A 20,126-nucleotide genomic window follows, 5' to 3' on the forward strand; every position below is an offset into this window, starting at 1 on the left:
TTAAAGGGTCTTGGTCGAGGTTTCGGGTTCTTCGGCGTCGTCCGCCGGCTTTTTGCCGGGGTTGATCAACCCTCCGCTGGCTTCGCTGAGGGCCTGTTCGGCGGCCTTGTGGGTATCGTCGATGGCCTGCTTGGCCGTTTCTGCGGCCTGCCCCATCAGTTGCTGGGCGCTTTTTTCGGCTTGCTCGCAACCTGCCAGCGCCATGGAAGCTGTAACGAGCATCGCGGCAAGACCCAAGGATTTATAGCTCATGAATGAATGCCTCTTTAGAAATACCAAGCGCACGAAAGGTGGCCCTCCAATGGCAGGGCATTCTAGAGACGACAACACTTCAGGAAAATTCGTATTTTTAGCGGTTATACTTCGTTTTTTACGAACTGTGTGACCCCATGCTCAATTACCGACAATTGCATTACTTCTGGGTCGTGGCAAAAACCGGCAGCATCGTGCGCGCCTGTGAACAGTTGAACCTGACACCGCAAACCATCAGCGGCCAGATCGCCCTGTTCGAACAGACCTATAACCTCAAGTTGTTTCGTCGTGTCGGGCGGCAGTTGGAACTGACCGAAGCCGGCCGCCAGACGCTCCCCTATGCCGAACACATGTTCCAGATTGGCGGGGAATTGGAGTTGATGCTGCGGGCCCAGCCCAACGAACAGCAGACGCTGTTTCGGGTGGGCGTGGCGGACGTGGTGCCCAAGTCCATCGTCTATCGCCTGCTGGCACCGACCATGGAGCTTGCCGAAGCGCTGCGTATCACCTGCCGCGAAGACAAGCTCGAACGCTTGCTGGCGGACCTGGCGATCCAGCGCTTGGACCTGGTGATTTCCGACAGCCCGATGCCAACCCACCTGGACATCAAGGGCTACAGCCAGAAGCTGGGCGAGTGCGGCATCAGTTTCTTCGCCACCGCCGCGCTGACCGAACGCTACGGGCAGGATTTCCCCCACGGCCTGCATGACGCCCCGCTGCTGATTCCCGGGCCGGAAACCGTGGTGCGCAGCCGCCTGCAACGTTGGTTCGCCGAACAACAGATCCAGCCGCGCATCGTCGGCGAGTTCGACGACAGCGCCCTGATGCAGGCCTTCGGTCAATCAGGCAGCGGGATTTTCATCGGCCCGAGCGTGATCGCCGAAGAGGTCAAGCGCCAGTACGGCGTCGAGGTGATCGGCCAGACCGATGCGGTCAGCGAATCTTTCTACGCCATTTCGGTGGAGCGCAAAGTCAGCCACCCGGGCATCGTCGCGATCGCCGAAGGCGCGCGGCGCGAACTGTTCAGCGCCTAGCCGTTGGAGCACACGGCGCGGGGCTTGAAGGTCATCAGCAGCATGGCCAGCAGAATCGAGACCAGGATAAACCCGGCCGCGGCAAAACCCACCTTGCCCAGGCCGAGGGTATCGATGACCCGGCCACCGACCATTGCCCCCAGGCCAATCCCCAGATTGGCCCCGGCGATGTTCAACGATGCAGCAAAGGCCGGGGCTTGCGGCGCGGCCTTCATCAACCGGACATGGCTGACCAAAAACAACGCCGCCTGGGTCACGCCCCAGATGCCCATCGCCGCCGCCAGGCCGAGGGTGGAATGGATGCTCGGCACCAGCGCCACCATGCCGCCGATCATGAACAGGCAGAACACCATCGAGGCGATCAACGGGTGCCGGTCTACCGCCCGCCCGCCCAGGGAATTGCCCACCAGGCCCACCGCGCCGAAGCCCATCAGGCACCAGCCCACCAGCGTGCCATCGAAGCCGGCGAGGCGTTCGAGGATGTCCGCCAGGTAGGTGTAGGCGGTGAACATGCCGCTGAAGACCAGGATCGACAGCAGCACATGCCCTTGCATCAATGGGCTGCGCAGGATCTTGAATTGCGAGCGAAAGCTCACCTGATGCTGGTGCAGGTTGGTTTTCGGCAGATAGATGAACAGCAGCAAGGCCTTGGCGAAGGCAATCACCGACAGGATCGCGAAGGCGCTGCGCCAACCGAATGCATCGGAAATCAGCGTACCCACCGGAATGCCGAATACCGTGGCGCAGACGATGCCGAAACCGATCCGGGCGATGGCACGCCCGGCGTGCTCCGGCCCGACGATGTCCACCGCCGTTTCACTGGCCAGCGCCCAGAACACTGGCAGGCCCAGGGCCGGCAGCAACCGGGCAATGGCCATCACCCAGATGTTGGGAGCAAACGTCGCCAGCAGGTTGGCCAGGCCGAACATGACCAGCACGCTGATAAACAGCTTGCGCCGCTCGAAGCGAGCGAACCAGGCGGTCAGGAACGGCCCGAACGCCGCCACGGTAAACGCGAACAACGTCACCAGCAGCCCGGCCTGGGGGATGCTCACCTCCAGATCACGGGCAATGGATGGCAACAGGCCAACGATGACGAACTCCGTGGTCAGCACGGTGAACCCGGCGGCCGACAACAGGAAAATCGGTAACAACATGCAAACTCCAGCAAAACGACGACACCAGCGGTAGCCCAAGGGCTCGCTGGCGGAGATAGAAAGTGAGAGGGGCACAGCCTAACAGAATGCGTCCGAGAGAAAAACGCAGTTGAACCGCGCAGTGACGGATCGTCACAGGTCCGTCAGACTTTTCGGCGGGCTGTGATAAAGTCCGCGGCCTGCAAACGCCGTCTTTCCCCCGGTCCGCTCATGTGGCCTGCCCGCTTGTTGCCCTGACGCGTCGACCGTCGCACACAATAAAACCAGAGATGCCGCTATGACTGCTTCGTCCCCGTCCGTTTTCCAACGCCTCACGCGCACCAGCCTGGTGACGCAAATCATCATCGGCCTGATCGCCGGTATCGTCCTGGCATGGCTGGCGCCCGAGCTGGCGAAATCCACCGCCTTCATTGGCAAGGTCTTCGTCTCCGCGCTCAAGGCCGTGGCGCCGATCCTGGTGTTCGTGCTGGTCATGGCGTCGATCGCCAACCACAAGCATGGCCAGGAAACTCACATCCGGCCGATCCTGTTCCTCTACCTGCTGGGCACGTTCGCCGCGGCCGTGGTTGCCGTGGTGGCCAGCACGCTGTTTCCGTCCAGCCTCGTGCTGTCGACCCAGGACGTCGCCGTCACGGCCCCCGGCGGCATCGCCGAAGTGCTGCAAAGTCTGCTGCTGAGCGTGGTGGACAACCCGGTCCGGGCGCTGATGGACGGTAACTTCATCGGCATCCTCGCCTGGGCCATCGGCATGGGCATCGCCATTCGTCATGCCGGCGAAACCACGCGCACCGTGCTCGACGACCTGTCCAACGGCGTAACAGTGATCGTGCGCCTGGTGATTCGCTTCGCCCCGCTGGGGATTTTCGGTCTGGTGGCCTCGACCCTGGCCACGTCCGGCTTCGGCGCCCTGCTCGGCTACCTGCACCTGCTGACCGTGCTGATCGGCTGCATGCTGTTCGTGGCCCTGGTGGTGAACCCGCTCATCGTCTTCTGGAAGCTGCGTCGCAATCCGTTCCCGCTGGTGTTCACCTGCCTGCGCGAGAGCGGCATCACGGCGTTCTTCACCCGCAGTTCGGCGGCGAACATCCCGGTGAACCTGGAGTTGAGCAAGCGCCTGGGCCTGCACGAGGACACCTATTCGGTGTCGATCCCGCTGGGTGCGACCATCAACATGGCCGGTGCTGCCATCACCATCACCGTACTGACCCTCGCCGCCGTGCACACCCTGGGCATTGCGGTGGATGTGCCGACCGCCGTGCTGTTGAGCGTCGTCGCGGCCATTTGCGCCTGCGGTGCTTCCGGCGTGGCGGGCGGTTCGCTGCTGCTGATTCCCCTGGCGTGCAGCCTGTTCGGCATTCCCAGCGAAATCGCCATGCAAGTGGTTGCGGTGGGGTTCATCATCGGCGTGCTGCAGGATTCGGCCGAGACGGCGTTGAATTCGTCCACCGATGTGCTGTTCACCGCAGCGGCTTGCCTGGGTGAGGAAGAGAAGCTCGCGCGCGCGTAGGTAGGGGTGGGGCCTCCCCGACGTAACAAGCCAGCACAAAAAAAGCCCGGAACGGCTCACACCGTTCCGGGCTTTTTCATGGCCGCGAGTTTAGAACGCGCCCATGTAGTCGCGCTTGCCCACTTCCACACCGTTGTGGCGCAGCAAGGCGTAGGCGGTGGTGACGTGGAAAAAGAACTGCGGCAGGCCGTAGGTCAGCAAGTAGTTCTGGCCGCTGAAGCGCTTTTCCTTCGGGGTGCCTGGGCGAGTGACAATCTCGATGCCTTCCTTGCCATCGATCTGCGCGGGGCTGATGCCGTCGACAAAGGCCAGGACCTTGGCGATCAGGGCTTGCAGCTCGGCGAAGGTGGTTTCGCTGTCGTCATACTTCGGCACTTCGATCTCGGCCAGGCGCGCGGAAACGCCCTTGGCGAAGTCCACTGCGATCTGAACCTGGCGCACCAGGGGAAACATGTCCGGGTACAGGCGCGCCTGCAGGAAGGCTTGAGGGTCGATGTTCTTTGCGGTGGCGTGGGCTTCAGCCTTGTTCAGGACGTCGCTCAAGGCGTTGAGCATCTGCTTGAAAACCGGGATGGAAGCGGCGTACAGGGAAATGGTCATGGCGATCTCTTGCAGGTGGCTGGAATGGAGCGAATCAAACGGAGGCGATTATAGCCACGGCTTGTTGCATCGCTTGTCTTTTATTGCGCAAGGATTAGGCTAGGCGGCTTCCACAGCATAGGGAGCGCGCGATGAGCATCGAAGAACAAAACCAGGCCGAAGAACCACGGCTCACCAGCACGGAAATCCGCATCCTCGGCGCGCTGGTCGAGAAACAGGCGACCAACCCCGAGACGTACCCGCTGACCCTCAATGCCCTGGTCCTGGCCTGCAACCAGAAGACCAGCCGTGAACCGGTGATGAACCTCAACCCGGGCCAGGTCGGCCAAAGCCTGCGGGCACTGGAAGGCCGCGGTTTCACCAGGCTGGTCATGGGCAGCCGCGCCGACCGCTGGGAGCACCGGATCGACAAGGCCCTGGAGCTGGTCCCGGCCCAGGTGATCCTGATGGGCCTGCTGTTTCTGCGCGGCCCGCAAACGGTCAACGAGCTGCTGACCCGCAGCGCTCGCATGCACGACTTCGAAGACACCGAACAAGTGGTGCATCAACTGGAGCGCCTGATTGCCCGTGGCCTGGCGCTGCTGGTGCCACGTCAGGCCGGCCAGCGCGAAGACCGCTACGTACACGCCATGGGCGACCCGGCGGACATCGAAGCGATTCTCGCCGCCCGCCACCAACCCACCGAGCGTCATACGGCGGGCGGGGTGTCGCTGGAACGCATCGAAGAGCTCGAGGCGCGGATCGCGGCACTGGAAGAGCGCCTGGCAAGGCTGGAGTGATCAGGACCGGGCGAAGGCCACGGCTTTTTCAAACTGCTCAAGGTTGGGCCGCACCCCGGTATACAGCACGAATTGCTCCAGGGCCTGGAGCGCAATCACTTCCAGCCCGGTGATGACCCGCTTGCCTTCGGCCCGGGCGCGCACGATCAGCGGCGTTTCCGAGGGGATTGCCACCACATCGAACACGGTCTCGGCGGCGGCGATGGCCTCGGGGTCGAACGCCAACTGGTCGGCCTCCGGGCCGCCGGTCATGCCGATCGGCGTGACGTTGACCAGCATTTGCGGCCGCAGGCCACCCAGCTCGGCCTGCCATTCGTAGCCCAGGGATTCGGCCAGCGCCCTGCCGGTGGTTTCATTACGGGCCACGATCAACCCCTTCTTGCAGCCGCCGTCGCGCAAGGCACTGGCCACAGCCTTGGCCATGCCGCCGCTGCCGCGCAGGGCGAAGGTCGAATCCTTGGGTACGGCGTGGGTCTGAAGCAATTGCTCAACGGCGATGTAATCGGTGTTATAGGCCTTCAAATGGCCATTGGTGTTGACGATGGTGTTGATGGACTGGATCGCCGCGGCAGAAGGATCCAGCTCATCGACCAAGGCGATGCAGGCTTCCTTGAACGGCATCGACACTCCACAGCCACGAATACCCAGCGCGCGAATCCCGCCCACCGCGCCAGGCAAGTCCTGGCTGCTGAACGCCTTGTAATAGAAGTTCAGGCCCAGTTGCTCATAGAGATGGTTGTGGAAGCGCAGGCCGAAGTTGCCGGGCCGCCCCGACAGGGACATGCACAACTGGGTGTCTTTGTTGGGATTGATCTGCATGCGGTTCTCCTTGCATTCACTTTCAGACAGACGGGATCACCGCCCCGGCCGACCTTACACAATATTTACCCAACGGCGTTGTGAATCCTGAGAAAATCGCTGTCATAGCCAGTAACCCCGCGACCCTCATCGGGTCTGCTACAGACCACAGGCGACGGGGCCGGAACGAGGAACAGCCATGAAACGTAAACTTCCCATCATCGCCCTGCTCGTGGGGGCACTCGCGGTCACCGGCCAGGCTAGCGCACATGGTCGTGGTGGTTGGGAGGGGCCCGCAGTGTTCGGCGCAATCGTCGGTTCGGCCATCGTTGGCTCGGCCATCATCAACCGTGACCGGCCGGTGTATGTGCAGCAACCGGTCTATGTCCAACCGCAGCCGGTCTATGTGCAGCAGCCACCCCCCGTCTACTACCAACCTCAGCCGGTGTATGTAGAGCAACCCATCTACTATCGCCCAGCGCCGGTGTATTACGGGCCACCACGTGGCTATTACTACGGCCCACCTCGCGGTCATTACGGCCGCTGGTAACCCAATTGTTGTGACAAAAAAACCAGCCTGTGACCGCGCGTCACAGGCTGGTTTTTCAGTTATGGCGCAAAAAAGCAACGCGATGTGGGAGCGAGCTTGCTCGCGAATGCAGTGGGCCTGTCACATCTTCATCACCAGACAAGCCGCCTTCGCGAGCAAGCTCGCTCCCACAGGTCAGTGCCGTTTATGGGTCAGACGTGCTCGCTGCTTTTCTGGCGCACCGGAGCCTGTTCGACTGGGTGGGACGGTTCGGCCACCACCGGGATTTCGTTGCCATCGCAGTCGTGCAGTTTGCCATCGCTGAAGTAATCACCTTCGCGCAGCGCCGCCAGGTCCTGGTAACGCAACACCCGCTCGGTACCCGCGGCGAAGACCGACTGCTGGTCGGAGTTGCCCGTGGTGAAGTGGTTGAACGCCAGGTTCAGCATGATCGCCATGATGGCCGAGGAACTGATGCCCGAATGGAAGATGGTCGCGAACCAGCTCGGGAAATGATCGTAGAAGTTCGGGGCCGCGATGGGAATCATGCCGAAGCCGATGGAGGTGGCAACGATGATCAGGTTGACGTTGTTGCGATAGTCGACTTTCGACAGCGTACGAATGCCACTGGCCGCCACGGTGCCGAACAGCACGATACCGGCACCGCCGAGGACCGAGGTCGGCACCGCTGCGATGACCCGCCCCATGAACGGCAGCAGGCCAAGCACCACCAGGAACACCCCGCCGGTCGCGACGACGAAGCGGCTCTTGATCCCGGTCACCGCCACCAGCCCGACGTTCTGGGCGAAGGCACTCTGGGTGAAAGAGCCGAAAATCGGCGCGATCATGCTCGACAGCATGTCTGCCCGCAAGCCGTTGCCCAGGCGTCGGGAGTCGACCTTTGTGTCGATGATCTCACCCACCGCCAGGATGTCGGCGGAGGTTTCCACCAGGGTTACCATGATCACGATGCACATCGACAGGATCGCAGCGATGTGGAAGGTCGGCATGCCAAAGTGGAACGGAGTCGGGAAGCCGAACATCGGGCCCTGGCTGACCGCGGAAAAGTCCGCCATGCCGAGGAACACCGCAATCACGGTGCCGATGACCATCGCCAACAGAATCGACAGGCGCGAGATGGTGGCGCTGCCCATTTTGCTCAGCAGCAACACCAGCACCAGGGTCACCGCCGCCAGGCCGATGTTGGCCAGGCTGCCGAAATCGGCGGCGTGGCTGTTGCCCCCCATCGCCCAACGCGCCGCCACCGGCATCAGGGTCAGGCCGATGGTGGTGATCACGATGCCGGTGACCAGCGGCGGAAAGAACCGGGTGATGCGCGAAAACACCGGCGTAATCAGTAAACCGATCAGCGAGGCGGCGATCACCGCGCCGAGAATGGCTTGAAAGCCGCCCTCACCGCCGCTGCCGACAATCGCCACCATGGTCGCGACCCCCGAGAACGACACGCCTTGCACCAGCGGCAACTGGCAACCGAAGAACGGCAGGCCGAGGGTCTGCAACAGCGTCGCCAACCCCCCCGCGAACAACGACGCGGCAATCAGCAGGCCGATGTCCGCCGGCGACAGCCCGGCCGCCTGGCCGATGATCAACGGCACGGCGACGATGCCACCGTACATGGTCAACACATGTTGCAGGCCGTAGGCCATATTCGCGCCGACACCAAGGTTCTCGTCCTCGGGCCGTGGAAGTGAAACATGGGGCGTTTTCATAGTTCGGGGGTTCCCTGTTTTTTGTTATGCGCACACTGTATTCAAAACTTAGGACAAATGTCCATAGAGTTGTATACAACTTACCAGTCGCATCATGGACAGAGAGTCAGCGCCAGGATCAGGCGCCCCCCACTGCCCTGCTCAGAGCAACCCCATCACAGCCGGACGCAAGAGGTCCCGGGGCGGCAGTCGCAGGTCGAACTCGGTTTCCAGCAGCGCCATCAATTCATCGGCATCGGCGATCACGCGTCGCTCGCTCTCCTGCCCTATCCGGTGCACGGCATAGCTATTGCCGTTCAGGGTCTTGCGCAAACCGTCACCGGTGCGGGCCACCATCAGGCGCCCCATGAACGGCGAGTCCGGGTGACTGCACACGTACCAGTTGCCGACGGTGTAGTCGATGTCTTCCTGGCGTTGCAGGTCGAACAGGTACATCGGTCGCCATTCGTCACCGACCTTGGCACGCAACAGGTAGCCGTCCTCGTGCACGTCGATGCGGTACGGTTCATGGGGGGTGAATTGGCTGTCCCGGCTGTCCAGCAGCAGCGGCGCGGTGGGCACCATGCCGCCAAAGCCGACGTCGGTGATGTAGCGCACACCGTCGAACGTCACCAGGCTCAGGCGATGGGTGCGCGCAGGCCAGGCACCCTCCGGGGCGTTCATCACCACCCGTCCGGTGATGCTCCGGGCTTCAAAGCCCAGTGCCTGTAACAAGGCCAGGAACAGTTGGTTGAGCTCGTAGCAATAGCCACCGCGGCCTTGCTCGAAGACCTTTCGCTCAACCGATTCGAGGTCGATGGCCACCGGCTGGCGCAGCAATGTCGAGATCGTTTCGAAAGGGAATTGGGCGGTGTGGCGTCTTTGAAGTTGCCCCAGCGTCTCGAGCGTTGGGGCGGGCGGCGTGTCGAAACCCAGGCGCCGCAGATAGCGGGCCGTATCGCTCAGTTGTGCACGACTCATGACGGTGTCCTTTACCGGTCTGGCGCAGCGCTACCAGACAGCGCGCTGCGGATGGCGCCAGGTATAAGCCATTACCCGTCGGGTGACAACGCTTCGCTGCTCAGCGCCGCTTGCGCGAAGCCAGGCGGATCCAGGTGGGCGCATGGTCGCTGGGGTGTTCCTCGTTCCGGACCCAGGCATCCACGCCCGCCTCGCTCAGGTAAGGGCTGGCCGCCGGGTTGAGCAGCAAGTGGTCGATGCGAAGTCCGGAGTTTTTCTGCCAGTGCTGGCGGAAATAATCCCAGAAGGTGTAGATCCGCTCGTCCGGGTACAGGTGGCGCAACGAATCGGTCCACCCCTGGTCCAGCAGACGCTGGTAGCACTCGCGGCTCTGCGGTTGCAGCAACGCGTCCTTGAGCCAGGAGCGCGGGTTGTAGATGTCCAGGTCGGTGGGCACCACATTGTAGTCGCCGGCCAGCACCACCGGGTGATCGCTGGCTTGAAGCCCTTGGGCGTACTCGATCAGCCGCTCGAACCAGGCCAGCTTGTACTCGAACTTCGGCCCTGGCTGCGGGTTGCCGTTGGGCAGGTAGAGACACCCCACCAGCACGCCGTGCACCGCGGCCTCCAGGTAGCGGCTGTGGCTGTCGCCTTCGCCACCGGGCAGGCCACGACGGCTCTCCAGCGGCTGCGCATCACGGGCGAGAATCGCCACGCCGTTCCACGACGCCTGACCGTGCCAGATCGATCCATAGCCCACCGACTCGATCTCCGCCGCCGGAAAGTCCTTGTCGAGCGCCTTGAGTTCCTGCAGGCAGACGACATCCGGCTTCTCTCGCTCCAGCCATTGCAACAGGTTCGGCAGCCGCGCCCGGATGCCATTGATATTGAAGGTCGCGATACGCAGGTTTTTCATGGGCCAACACTCGAAAGACCGGGACACTGGCTGTGACCGGCGACAGCGCCCGGTGGTTGCAACGCGTCCTCAGGAACCGGTTTTCGACAACGCCTGACGGTCTTGCAGCAGGTGCGCGAAGGCCTGTTTGTCGATCGGGCGGCTGAGGAAGTAACCCTGCACTTCATGGCACTGGTCCGAGCCCAACGAGCCCAGTTGGGCCAGGGTCTCGACGCCTTCGGCCGTCACCGTCAGGCCCATGGCCTTGCCGAGGTTGATGATCGCCTGCACCACCGCCCGGTCATTGCTGCTGTTGCTCATGGAGGCGATGAAGCGTTTATCGATCTTGATGCCGTCGAACGGGTACGTGCGCAGGTAGCCGAGGGACGAATAACCGGTGCCGAAATCGTCCATGTTCAAGCGCACACCCAGTTCCTTCAGGGCGTTCATGGTGTGCAGCGCGCCGTCCACGTCGTTGAGCATCACGTTCTCGGTGATTTCCAGTTCCAGGCGGCTGGCCGGGAACCGCGTCTCGATCAACACCCGGCGCACGTCTTCCACCACGTCGCTGCGCTCGAACTGCGCTGGCGACAGGTTGACCGACACCATCAGTTCGCCGGGCCAGCTCAGCGCGGTTTCACAGGCTTCGCGCAATACCCAGTTGGACAGCGGCACAATCAGGTCAGTCTGTTCGGCCAGCGGAATGAACGCATCGGGGCCCAGTAGCCCCTGGGTCGGGTGCTGCCAGCGCACCAGCGCCTCGACGGCGACGATGTCACGCCCATCGACGGTGTAGCGCGGCTGGAAATGCAAGACGAATTCGTGTTGGCGCACGGCTTGGCGCAGGTCGCTTTCCAGTTGCCGACGGTGCTGGATCTGGTCGTTCATCTGCGAGGCGAAATAGCACCAGGTTCGCTTGCCTTCGGACTTGGCCTGATACAAGGCAATGTCGGCGCAACGGATCAGCTCACCGGGCACGTGGCCCTGGCGACGACTCACGGCGATGCCGATGCTGGCACCGATGTGCAGCGAATGGGTTTCGTAATGAATCGGTTGCTGCAGGCTCCCGATCAAGCGCTCGCAGAATCGGTCGATCTCGGTGGTGTGCTCCATGCCGCTGAGCACCACCACGAACTCATCGCCGCCCAGCCGCGCCACCAGGTCCTGCTCGCGGGTACAGTCGCGCAGGCGCTGGGCCACTTCCAGCAATACCGCGTCACCGGCCGGGTGACCGAGGGAGTCGTTGATCGGCTTGAAGTTGTCCAGGTCCACCATGAGCAACGTCAAGGGTGGGGCATGCTCCTTGGCCAGCAGCGCGTCGTCCAGGTAGCGTGCCAGCTTGTTGCGGTTCGGCAGGCCCGTCAGCGCATCGTGCAACGACAGATGCTGGACCTGGGCGTGAGCCGCCACCTCGTCGGTAATGTCACTGGCGGTGCCGCGGTAGCCCACCACCGCGGCCTTGTCGATAATCGGCCGCGCCGACACCCGGCAGAAGCGCAATTGCCCGGAATGATCGCGGTAGGAGCAACGCAGGTTGCTGGCGCTCTGCTCCTGGGTGAGCGTGCCCAACCAGAGGGCGATCGGCGTCGTGTCGCAGTACAGCAGTTGTTCGATGTCCTGCCCCAGCCATTGTCGATCGGAGAACCCGGTAACGGTGCCGAAGCGTCCGGACAAGTAGGTGATATGCCCTTCGCCGTCGATTTCCCAGATCCAGTCGGAGGCCGCTTCCGCCACGGCGCGAAAGCGTTCCTCGCTGGCTTCCAGGGCCTGCGTCGAGCGCTCCAGGCTGTCGTAGCTGGCATCCACCTGGCGCGCCGTGCGCAGGGCATAGCGGAAGAAATAAGCCGTCAGCAGCGCCAGGATCAGCAGCGCGCCGCCCAACGGCGGCAACAGCGACCACAGCAGATGCTGGCCCGGACGCTCCAGGCGCGAGACCAGGCTGTAACCGGTGCTGTCCAGCGGCACGGCGGGCTGGCCGGGCGCCAACTCGGAATCCTTGACCAGGTGCAGGTCGGTCAGCCCGTAGTTCTGGCCCAGCGCGCGCAGCTTGACATGGGTCAGTTGGTCGACGAACACCAGCACCGATGTACCTTGGGGCGCGACCCGAGGGCGCTCGTCATTGGGCAGGATCACCGAGGCCGTGACGATGGCCGGCCAGCCTTCGAACAGGGTGTAGCGGACCGCCGGGGCGGTCAGGTCGGCCTGCGCCTGCAACTGATCCACCAGCGGCTCCAACGGCATGTCCATGTGGGCGCGCGCGTCAGTCTGCTGGTGCTGCCCGCGTACCACGGCGTACTTTGTGCGCTCACGGTCGATGACGAACACGCCTTCATAGCCGTCATTGGTGAACAGGGTCTTGCCCATGTTCTGGTCGGCATAGGCCCATTGCACGTCGACCTCGCCGTTGAGGTGCTCGTAGGCCGTGGTCCAGTAGGTGTAGCTAGTGATGTAGTTCTTAGACGCCGTGATCCGGTTTTCCACCGCGCGTTCGGTGTAGAAAAAGTTCTTGCGCACATCTTGCGCGTCGAGTTGCCGTGCAATGTTGAACAGCGCGACGACGGCCACCAGCACCCCCAGTACAAACAGCCCACCGACGGCCGCCACCAGGCGACGGGTGATCGGGGTGTGACGAGGGGTGTTCGAACGCGTAGTCGTGGCTGCAAAATCCATTGGCCTGCTCCTGTCCTGTCGACACCGGCTTCGATGTCAAGAAGCGCCGTGTCTGAACAATGGACCCTGGCCAGGCCTCGATGATTCCAACCAATCTCAGCGGTCCGAGCGCTCCAGCGCGTCGAGGCCGCCTTCCATGGACAAGGCCGCCACGCGATTGCGCCCATTGTGCTTGGCTTGATAGAGCGCCGCATCGGCCCGCTGGATGAACACCTCGATGCTGTCCAGGCTGCTGGGGACGAAGGCGTAGCAGCCCAGGCTCACGGTCAGGTAGCCGGTGGGGGAACCGGAATGGGTGATGTGCTTGTCGATCACCCGGCAACGGATCTGCTCGGCCAACGCCAGGGCGCCCTGCAGGTTGGTGTCGGGCAGCAGCACTCCGAACTCCTCGCCGCCATAGCGCACCGCGAGGTCGGCCTTGCGGTGGCAGCAGTCCTTGAGCACCTTGGCCACCTCCGCCAGGCAATGGTCCCCGGCAACGTGCCCGTAGGTATCGTTGTAGCGCTTGAAGAAGTCGATATCGAGCATGATCAGGCTCAGCGGGCTGCGCTGGCGGGCACCGCGGCCGAACTCGACGTCCAGCGCCCGCTCGAACAGCCGACGGTTCGCCAGCCCGGTCAGGCTGTCGTGGGTGGCGATCATTTCCAGGGTTTTCTGGGCCTTGCGCAAGTCCGCCTCGATCCGCTCGCTGTTGCGCACCTGGCGCACGAAGACCCAGCCGAACAGGCAGATCCCCACGACCACCAGGGCCACGATCAGGCTGGACTGGAATGCCCTGTCGTGCCAGCCGGCCAGGATCGCGTCTTCAGACATTGCGGCGGTGACCACCAGCGGGTAGCTGCGCAAGTGATCGTGCCCGTATAGCCTGACCACGCCATCGACGGTGGAACGGATGATCGAGTCGCCCGACATCGCGCCCGGCAGGTCGTGATTGAACAGGTTCTCCTCGGACAGTGGCCGGCCGATCCGCGCCTCATCGAAGGGGCGACGGGCCAACAGCGTCCCGTCGGACAAGGCCAGGGCCATCTCGCCTTTATCGTCCAGGCTGAAGCTTCTGAAGAACTTCTCGAAGTAGGACATCTTGATGCCGGCCATCAGGACGCCCTGGAAGTCACCGTTCGCATCGTTCAGGCGCCGGGAGATCGGAATGATCCATTCACCGTTCTGGCGGCTGTGAATCGCCGGCCCGATGTGGGCGATCAGGGACGCATTCTGTTGGTGGAAAAGGAAGTACTCCCGGTCTGCCACCCCTGCCCCCCTTTGCAGATTGTCAAAGGAGGTCACGACCCAGTGGCCGTGCTTGTCGAACAGAAACAGACCATGCAACTGCTCGAGCGATTGCACCCGGCGTGCGAAGTTGTTTTGCAGGCGCGACTGCAAGGCCGGGCCGAACCCATCGACCTGGATCCAGTCCGCCAGGCTGTCGAGGACCACATCGGCCTGCAGGAACGTGTCCTGGGCCTGTTGGGCCATGGCCCGGGTCAGGTTGGCCGAGGCGATCCGCGCCGTCTCCAGGTCGTGACGGCGGGACTGCTCCACTTGCAGGTAAAGCAGACCACACAGGCACAGGCACACCGCCGCAATGAAAATGACTGCGGCCTTGAGCAAGGGTAGGCGTTTGAGGGCACCGCCGGGGGGATGGAACGGGTCGATAATGGGGATAGGCAAGCGAATTCCTGAGGGGGGCAAAATCCTGGGCAAACCGCTCAAAGCCCCCAATGCGCAAGAGCTTAGCCTACCGCTTGTGGAGCAGCAATTTGCCTGTATTTGCCAGCCGATAGGTGGCGTAATGGATCCAAAATCCGCCCGTGGGTCGCGACACGTCACGGGCAAAAAAAGCGCATGGTCTTGCTTGACTGCCCGACATCAGCCCGGCTATCTAGGTCAACCCGCGCCTGCCGGCGCAACTCGTCCTCGACTGCCAAGTGCCCTCGCCGACCATGAACACACCGACCCGAACCGTCGACGAAGCCTTGTCCCGCCCTTCTGCCGTCGGCCTGCGTGAAGCCTTCTGGTTCTGGCTCAAACTGGGTTTCATCAGCTTCGGCGGCCCCGCCGGACAGATCTCGATCATGCACCAGGAACTGGTGGAGCGCCGGCGCTGGATCTCCGAGCGACGCTTTCTGCACGCGCTCAACTACTGCATGCTGTTGCCCGGGCCGGAAGCCCAGCAACTGGCGACCTACCTGGGTTGGCTGATGCATCGCAGTTGGGGCGGCGTCATCGCCGGAGCGCTGTTCGTGCTGCCCTCGTTGTTCATTCTCATCACCTTGTCGTGGCTGTACATCGCCTTTGGCGAAGTGCCGGTGGTGGCGGGCCTCTTCTACGGGATCAAGCCAGCCGTGACGGCCATCGTGGTGCATGCCGCCCACCGGATTGGTGCCCGCGCGCTGAAGAACAGCTGGCTGTGGGCGATCGCCGCCGCCTCGTTCACCGCCCTATTCGCCTTCAACGTGCCCTTCCCGCTGATCGTGCTGGGCGCCGCTGCCGTCGGTTACCTGGGCGGCCGCTGGGCGCCGGAAAAATTCAGCCTGGGCGGCCAGGATGCCAGGCACTCATCCTTCGGCCCGGCGCTGATCGATGACGACACCCCGACCCCGGACCATGCCCGGTTCAGCGCCTTCAGGCTCGCTCGGCTGGCGATCGTCGGCGCCCTGCTCTGGATCTTGCCAATGGGGCTGCTTACCGCTGTGTTCGGCTGGGACGGCACCCTGACGCAAATGGCCTGGTTCTTCACCAAGGCCGCGTTGCTGACCTTTGGTGGCGCCTATGCGGTCTTGCCTTACGTGTACCAGGGCGCCGTCGAACACTTCGGCTGGTTGACGCCAACCCAAATGATCGACGGCCTGGCCCTGGGCGAAACCACCCCTGGCCCGCTGATCATGGTGGTGGCGTTCGTCGGTTTCGTCGGTGGCTATGTGACGCAAGTGTTCGGCCCCGATCAGGTTTTCCTCGCCGGCGCCGTGGCCGCCGCGCTGGTGACCTGGTTCACCTTCCTGCCGTCGTTCCTGTTCATCCTGGCGGGTGGCCCCCTGGTGGAATCGACCCACAACGCGCTGACATTCACCGCACCGCTCACCGCAATCACCGCCGCCGTGGTCGGGGTGATCCTCAACCTGGCCTGCTTCTTCGGCTACCACGTGCTCTGGCCCCAAGGCTTCTCCGGTGCCTTGGACTGGCCCTCGGCAATCATCGCCTGCGCCGCGGCCGTGGCCCTGTTTCGCTACAGGCGCGGAGTGATCCAGGTGTTGCTGGCGTGCGGGCTGACCGGGTTGGCGGTGCATCTGTTGCGTTAGCTTTATCCACGATAACGTCGGCTACCGCCTCGACCATCGCAACCGCCCAGCAGCGCTCATGACGCAGCGCAAGACGGACGCCGGTGTCCTTAAGCTAAGCTCAACCCCATCATCACGACAGGGACAATCGACATGAGCAAGGCAGACGAGCTGGCCGCCAAACTGAGGCAAGCCCAGCAGACCCAGGCCGACAACGACCACTGCGCCGACCTGGCAATCGAACACTGGCCCGCCCAGGTCAACGAGCTGTACCGCCAGATCGAAGCCTGGCTGGCCCCAGTCTGCGAGGCCGGCCTCGACATTCGGCGTAACCCTACCCACGTCTTTGAAAGTCATTTCAGCGGGTCGACATACAACTATGCGATCGATCAACTGGTCATCGAGGGCAATGCCCGGCGCCTGACCTTCGATCCCGTTGCCCGCTTCACCCCAGGCGGCGCCGGGCGCATCGACATTCACATGACCGGCCAGCAAAGCTGCCTGCTTCGCAGCCTGGGTGAACATGGCGAATCGGTGTGGCACATAAAAACCGTGGATCAAGCCGCGCAGTCGCAGCCTGACCCCGTTGCCATGGACGAAGAGGCGATGCTTTCGGTGGTGGAAAAAGGCCTGGGCCTTTAATGAAAAGGGGCGACCTTCACAGGTCGCCCCTTTTCATTGAACAGAACCGATCAGCCGCCGGTTGGCGTGGCGGTGGCGACGAGCACATCGGGCAGGATGTCGATCGACGACGGTGTCACGCGCGTCGTCGACCTGCCCATCAGCAGGTTCAAGGCGTTGTCGATTTCGTCCGCCGCGCCTTGGGCGTAATGGGCGTTCGCCCAGCTCCAGTAGCGTTCGGACACCAGCCCGCCGACCGCCTGTGCGCACAATTCGTCACTGCTGATACCCATCTTTCCCGCAGCAGCGATCACGGCCATAAGGGCTTGTTCTAAATGGGAAATACGCTCGGTGGTCACAACGAAAAACTCGGAAGATCACGAGCACGAAGTTTACCAGCATATCAATATGCCACCAACCACAGGCGCTCAACGGTCGTCGCCTTTCGCCGCGCGGGAGCGCCTTCGTAGGCCGGCGGGCATTGGTTATGAATACACTCTTTAACAATTTAATCACTGCTGGCGCCTAAAGCCCCTCGTTAGCGAGCCGATAGCCTCGAACACCTACACATTCAGGCGTGAGCATGATCAACATCAACGCACAAATCTCCAGCAGCCTCCAACAATCGCTGATCAAACTGGAGCCCAAGAAGTCCGAAGATGAATCGCAGACATCGGCGATCGCCCCCGCCACCGGCGCGCCAGTGGCGGGCGTGAAGGTCTCGCTGTCGGGTGTCGGCCTGCAAAAATCCGCAGATGAACGCGCAGCCAATGCCAACAAGGACATTGAAGAAAGCGGGCTGCCTGCCCCCGTGCAGAAGATCCTGAAAATGATCCGGGAATTGAAGCAGAAGATCGCAGAGAAACAATCGGAAATGCAGGCACTGATGGCCGACCAGAGCATGACTCCAGAGACCAAGCAGACCAGGATGGGCGCGCTCCAGGCAACGCTTTCCACCCTGACCGCCAGCCTGCTGACGGCGACCGCGTCCCTGGACAAACTCACCAAGAACGGCAAGTTGTCCGCTACCCAGGTACAACAGGCCAGTCAGTTGGCGATGAAGGGCTAAAGCGCGAACCCGTTACGCTCACCAAAACCCTACCCATCGTGCGGATGGGAGGGACTGAAAAGCAGCTAGCAGCCCTGACGGAGGAGTTGCATAGAATGTTGGCAACGCCCAAGCCTGGCCAATTCAAAGCCAAGGCCTGGATGTGAGCTGAAAAAGCCCAATCAATCAGGCGTGAGGCACACGCCCAACGAGGTGCCGTCACTTCTCGCGGCCACCACAATCCGCTTGCCGGCCTGCTCCTTCACCTCTATCGCCTGCCCATCGCGCTGCTTACCCTGGCGCGCCTGCCCGACCAATTGGGGAATCAATCCGCCCTCCGGCAGGTGCTGCCAGAAGCGCCCGGGCATGTGCTGGCGCAACGCCTGGGGATTGAGCCGCGCCGGGTTGAAGATGTGTCGGTAATAGGTGCGCCACAGCTCGGCGCCCGGATCGTCGGCGTGACGTGCCCACTGTCGCCACTGCTCAGGGCACTGGCGCCGGTAGTCAAGTGATTGGCCGTCGAAGCGGATACCGTCGCGGGGCGTGGCGATCAGCCAGCGTTGCCGTCCCAGTCGTTCGGCAAAATGACCACTGGCGCTCTCGAGGATGTCATGGGCGGGCTCATGGAACGACACAAGGTCCAGTTGCAGTCGCTCGGCCAACGCGGGTGGCAAAGGAACGAAGCGCACGAAGGCGTGCAGGTGATGAGCTTCGCGACTGACCTGTTTGATCCGTCGCTGCAGTTCACTGCCCAGGCGATCGCCGGCGAGCATGGCGGTGCGGTCGCCATGGGCCACGCGCCAGAGCACTTCATACAGCAGGTTCCAGCGTTGTTCGCCGAGGTAACGGCCCGCCTGTTCGAGTTGCGCCAACAAGGCCGCCGGCACCCGCGTGCGGAACGGGCCAGGGCCTGATGGCAGCGGCGTCGGCACGGCCAACAGGTCGGTGATGGGACCTTGGGCCCACGTCACGTCACTGGGGTCGATGCCATGCCCAAGCAGCGTCCGGGCCTGGTCGCGCCAGGTCGAGAAGTCGTCATCGCAATCCAGCGCGATCATCCCCATAGTCCCATCTGCACAGGTCGCTGGGGATCGCGCAGACGCGCCCGCAAAAGGCCGCTGCGCACCTGGGCTTCAGCGGGCCGGTAGTCGCTGGTGATGATGAACGGCCGCGCCTTTTCCAGTACGCAACGCAACTGCACCAGGTCGTCATAGCGGACCCGACGCTCCCGCCGTAGCGCCACCAGTCGTTGCACGCTGCGCAGGCCGATCCCGGGAATACGCGCCAGCAACGCAGGCTCGGCGCGGTTCACATCCAGCGGGAAAACCTCCCGGTTGGCCAGCGCCCAGGCGAGCTTGGGGTCGATGTCCAGGTCGAGGTTGCCGGCGTTACCCAAGAGTTCGCCGGCCTTGTAGCCGTAGCCGCGCATGAGAAAGTCAGCCTGGTAGAGCCTGTGCTCACGCAACAAGGGCGGCGCTGCCAACGGCACGCTGGCGGGGCTATCGGGAATAGGGCTGAACGCCGAGTAATAGACCCGGCGCAAACCATAGCCCTGGTACAGCGATTCGGCGTTCTGCAAGATGGCATGGTCATCGGTGGCATCGGCGCCAACGATGACCTGGGTACTTTGCCCGGCTGGCGCGAACCGCGGCGCCCTCGCCTCCCCGGCCACCGCCTGCTGTCCGTCATGGATGGTGCCCATGGCCTGGCGAATCGTGGTCAGCTGCTTTTCCGGTGCCAGGCGCTTGAGGCTCGCCTCGCTGGACAGCTCGATATTCACGCTCAAGCGATCGGCCAGCCGCCCGGCCTCTTCGATCAACAGCGGGTCGGCGTCGGGAATGGTCTTGAGGTGGATATAGCCACGAAACTGATGGTCCTCGCGCAGCAACCGTGCCACCCGCACCAATTGCTCCATGGTGTAGTCAGCCGAGCGAATGATGCCGGAGCTCAGGAACAGGCCACTGATGCAATTGCGGCGATAGAAATCGAGGGTCAAGCGCACCACTTCCTCTGGCGTGAAGCGCGCTCTCGGCACGTTGCTGGTACGACGGTTGACGCAATACTGGCAGTCATACAGGCAGAAATTGGTCAGCAGCACCTTCAACAGCGACACACAACGCCCATCCGGCGTATAGCTATGACAAATACCCATGCCATCCGTAGCGCCCAAGCCATCGCGCCCCCGGGAGCTGCGCTTGGGGGCACCACTGCTGGCGCAGGACGCGTCATACTTGGCAGCGTCGGCGAGAATGCCGAGCTTGGCGATAAGTTGCATGAAGGCCTCTCGATACT

General features: G+C 62.9%; 18 protein-coding genes and 1 pseudogene. 7 read left to right on the top strand and 12 right to left on the bottom strand.

Translation table 11 applies throughout. The features are described 5' to 3' along the window. A complete protein-coding gene (locus tag VM99_25705) occupies window positions 1-252 on the bottom strand; it encodes a lipoprotein (protein AKK01291.1) in 252 nt (83 codons plus the stop codon). A 137-nt stretch (window positions 253-389) separates the two neighbouring features. Here VM99_25705 and VM99_25710 point away from each other — a divergent pair, with 137 nt between their 5' ends. Beyond that, window positions 390-1,286 (top strand): LysR family transcriptional regulator, encoded by an 897-nt coding sequence (locus tag VM99_25710; protein ID AKK01292.1) that lies wholly within the window; start codon window positions 390-392, stop codon window positions 1,284-1,286. On the opposite strand, the gene VM99_25715 is transcribed toward VM99_25710, so the two are convergent. After that, a complete protein-coding gene (locus tag VM99_25715; protein ID AKK01293.1) occupies window positions 1,283-2,443 on the bottom strand; it encodes an MFS transporter in 1,161 nt (386 codons plus the stop codon). The genes VM99_25710 and VM99_25715 overlap by 4 nt on opposite strands. A 277-nt stretch (window positions 2,444-2,720) precedes the next feature. Here VM99_25715 and VM99_25720 point away from each other — a divergent pair, with 277 nt between their 5' ends. Beyond that, window positions 2,721-3,950 (top strand): serine/threonine protein kinase, encoded by a 1,230-nt coding sequence (locus tag VM99_25720; protein AKK01294.1) that lies wholly within the window; start codon window positions 2,721-2,723, stop codon window positions 3,948-3,950. 90 nt (window positions 3,951-4,040) lie between these two features. Here VM99_25720 and VM99_25725 read toward each other — a convergent pair whose 3' ends face one another. Then, the gene (locus VM99_25725) at window positions 4,041-4,550 is read right to left on the bottom strand and encodes a hypothetical protein (protein ID AKK01295.1); all 510 of its coding nucleotides are present in this window, start codon (window positions 4,548-4,550) and stop codon (window positions 4,041-4,043) included. Window positions 4,551-4,681: 131 nt separating this feature from the next. Here VM99_25725 and VM99_25730 point away from each other — a divergent pair, with 131 nt between their 5' ends. Next, entirely contained in the window at window positions 4,682-5,329 is a 648-nt protein-coding gene (locus VM99_25730) for a hypothetical protein (GenBank protein AKK01296.1), read from the top strand. On the opposite strand, the gene VM99_25735 is transcribed toward VM99_25730, so the two are convergent. After that, a complete protein-coding gene (locus VM99_25735) occupies window positions 5,330-6,148 on the bottom strand; it encodes a shikimate dehydrogenase (protein ID AKK01297.1) in 819 nt (272 codons plus the stop codon). Window positions 6,149-6,326: 178 nt separating this feature from the next. Between VM99_25735 and VM99_25740 the strand changes: the two genes are divergently transcribed. Continuing rightward, window positions 6,327-6,677, top strand: a complete 351-nt coding sequence (locus VM99_25740; protein ID AKK01298.1) for a hypothetical protein — start codon at window positions 6,327-6,329, stop codon at window positions 6,675-6,677. 191 nt (window positions 6,678-6,868) lie between these two features. On the opposite strand, the gene VM99_25745 is transcribed toward VM99_25740, so the two are convergent. The 5 genes from VM99_25745 to VM99_25765 form a co-directional block, all read right to left on the bottom strand. After that, complete coding sequence (locus tag VM99_25745; protein ID AKK01299.1) at window positions 6,869-8,386, bottom strand: uracil permease; 1,518 nt, start codon at window positions 8,384-8,386, stop codon at window positions 6,869-6,871. A 141-nt stretch (window positions 8,387-8,527) separates the two neighbouring features. Continuing rightward, complete coding sequence (locus VM99_25750) at window positions 8,528-9,346, bottom strand: N-hydroxyarylamine O-acetyltransferase (GenBank protein ID AKK01300.1); 819 nt, start codon at window positions 9,344-9,346, stop codon at window positions 8,528-8,530. A gap of 100 nt (window positions 9,347-9,446) precedes the next feature. Further along, on the bottom strand, window positions 9,447-10,241 hold the full coding sequence (locus VM99_25755; GenBank protein AKK01301.1) for an exodeoxyribonuclease III: 795 nt from the start codon (window positions 10,239-10,241) through the stop codon (window positions 9,447-9,449). 69 nt (window positions 10,242-10,310) lie between these two features. After that, complete coding sequence (locus VM99_25760) at window positions 10,311-12,890, bottom strand: histidine kinase (GenBank protein ID AKK01302.1); 2,580 nt, start codon at window positions 12,888-12,890, stop codon at window positions 10,311-10,313. Window positions 12,891-12,986: 96 nt separating this feature from the next. After that, window positions 12,987-14,558: a diguanylate cyclase gene (locus tag VM99_25765; GenBank protein ID AKK01303.1), complete on the bottom strand. Its 1,572-nt coding sequence runs from the start codon at window positions 14,556-14,558 to the stop codon at window positions 12,987-12,989. A 272-nt stretch (window positions 14,559-14,830) separates the two neighbouring features. Here VM99_25765 and VM99_25770 point away from each other — a divergent pair, with 272 nt between their 5' ends. Next, the gene (locus VM99_25770; GenBank protein ID AKK01304.1) at window positions 14,831-16,186 is read left to right on the top strand and encodes a chromate transporter; all 1,356 of its coding nucleotides are present in this window, start codon (window positions 14,831-14,833) and stop codon (window positions 16,184-16,186) included. 132 nt (window positions 16,187-16,318) lie between these two features. After that, complete coding sequence (locus tag VM99_25775; protein ID AKK01305.1) at window positions 16,319-16,807, top strand: hypothetical protein; 489 nt, start codon at window positions 16,319-16,321, stop codon at window positions 16,805-16,807. Window positions 16,808-16,947: 140 nt separating this feature from the next. Here VM99_25775 and VM99_25780 read toward each other — a convergent pair. Continuing rightward, window positions 16,948-17,145, bottom strand: a pseudogene (locus VM99_25780) (hypothetical protein). A 365-nt stretch (window positions 17,146-17,510) separates the two neighbouring features. Here VM99_25780 and VM99_25785 point away from each other — a divergent pair. Next, window positions 17,511-17,855, top strand: a complete 345-nt coding sequence (locus VM99_25785; protein AKK01869.1) for a hypothetical protein — start codon at window positions 17,511-17,513, stop codon at window positions 17,853-17,855. Between the two features lie 161 nt (window positions 17,856-18,016). Here VM99_25785 and VM99_25790 read toward each other — a convergent pair whose 3' ends face one another. Then, window positions 18,017-18,892 (bottom strand): leucyl-tRNA synthetase, encoded by an 876-nt coding sequence (locus tag VM99_25790; GenBank protein AKK01306.1) that lies wholly within the window; start codon window positions 18,890-18,892, stop codon window positions 18,017-18,019. Beyond that, a complete protein-coding gene (locus VM99_25795) occupies window positions 18,889-20,109 on the bottom strand; it encodes a biotin synthase (GenBank protein ID AKK01307.1) in 1,221 nt (406 codons plus the stop codon). The genes VM99_25790 and VM99_25795 overlap by 4 nt, the downstream gene beginning before the upstream one ends. Window positions 20,110-20,126: the final 17 nt, after the last annotated feature.

The organism is Pseudomonas chlororaphis, from assembly GCA_001023535.1.
Lineage (GTDB): Bacteria > Pseudomonadota > Gammaproteobacteria > Pseudomonadales > Pseudomonadaceae > Aquipseudomonas > Aquipseudomonas chlororaphis_E.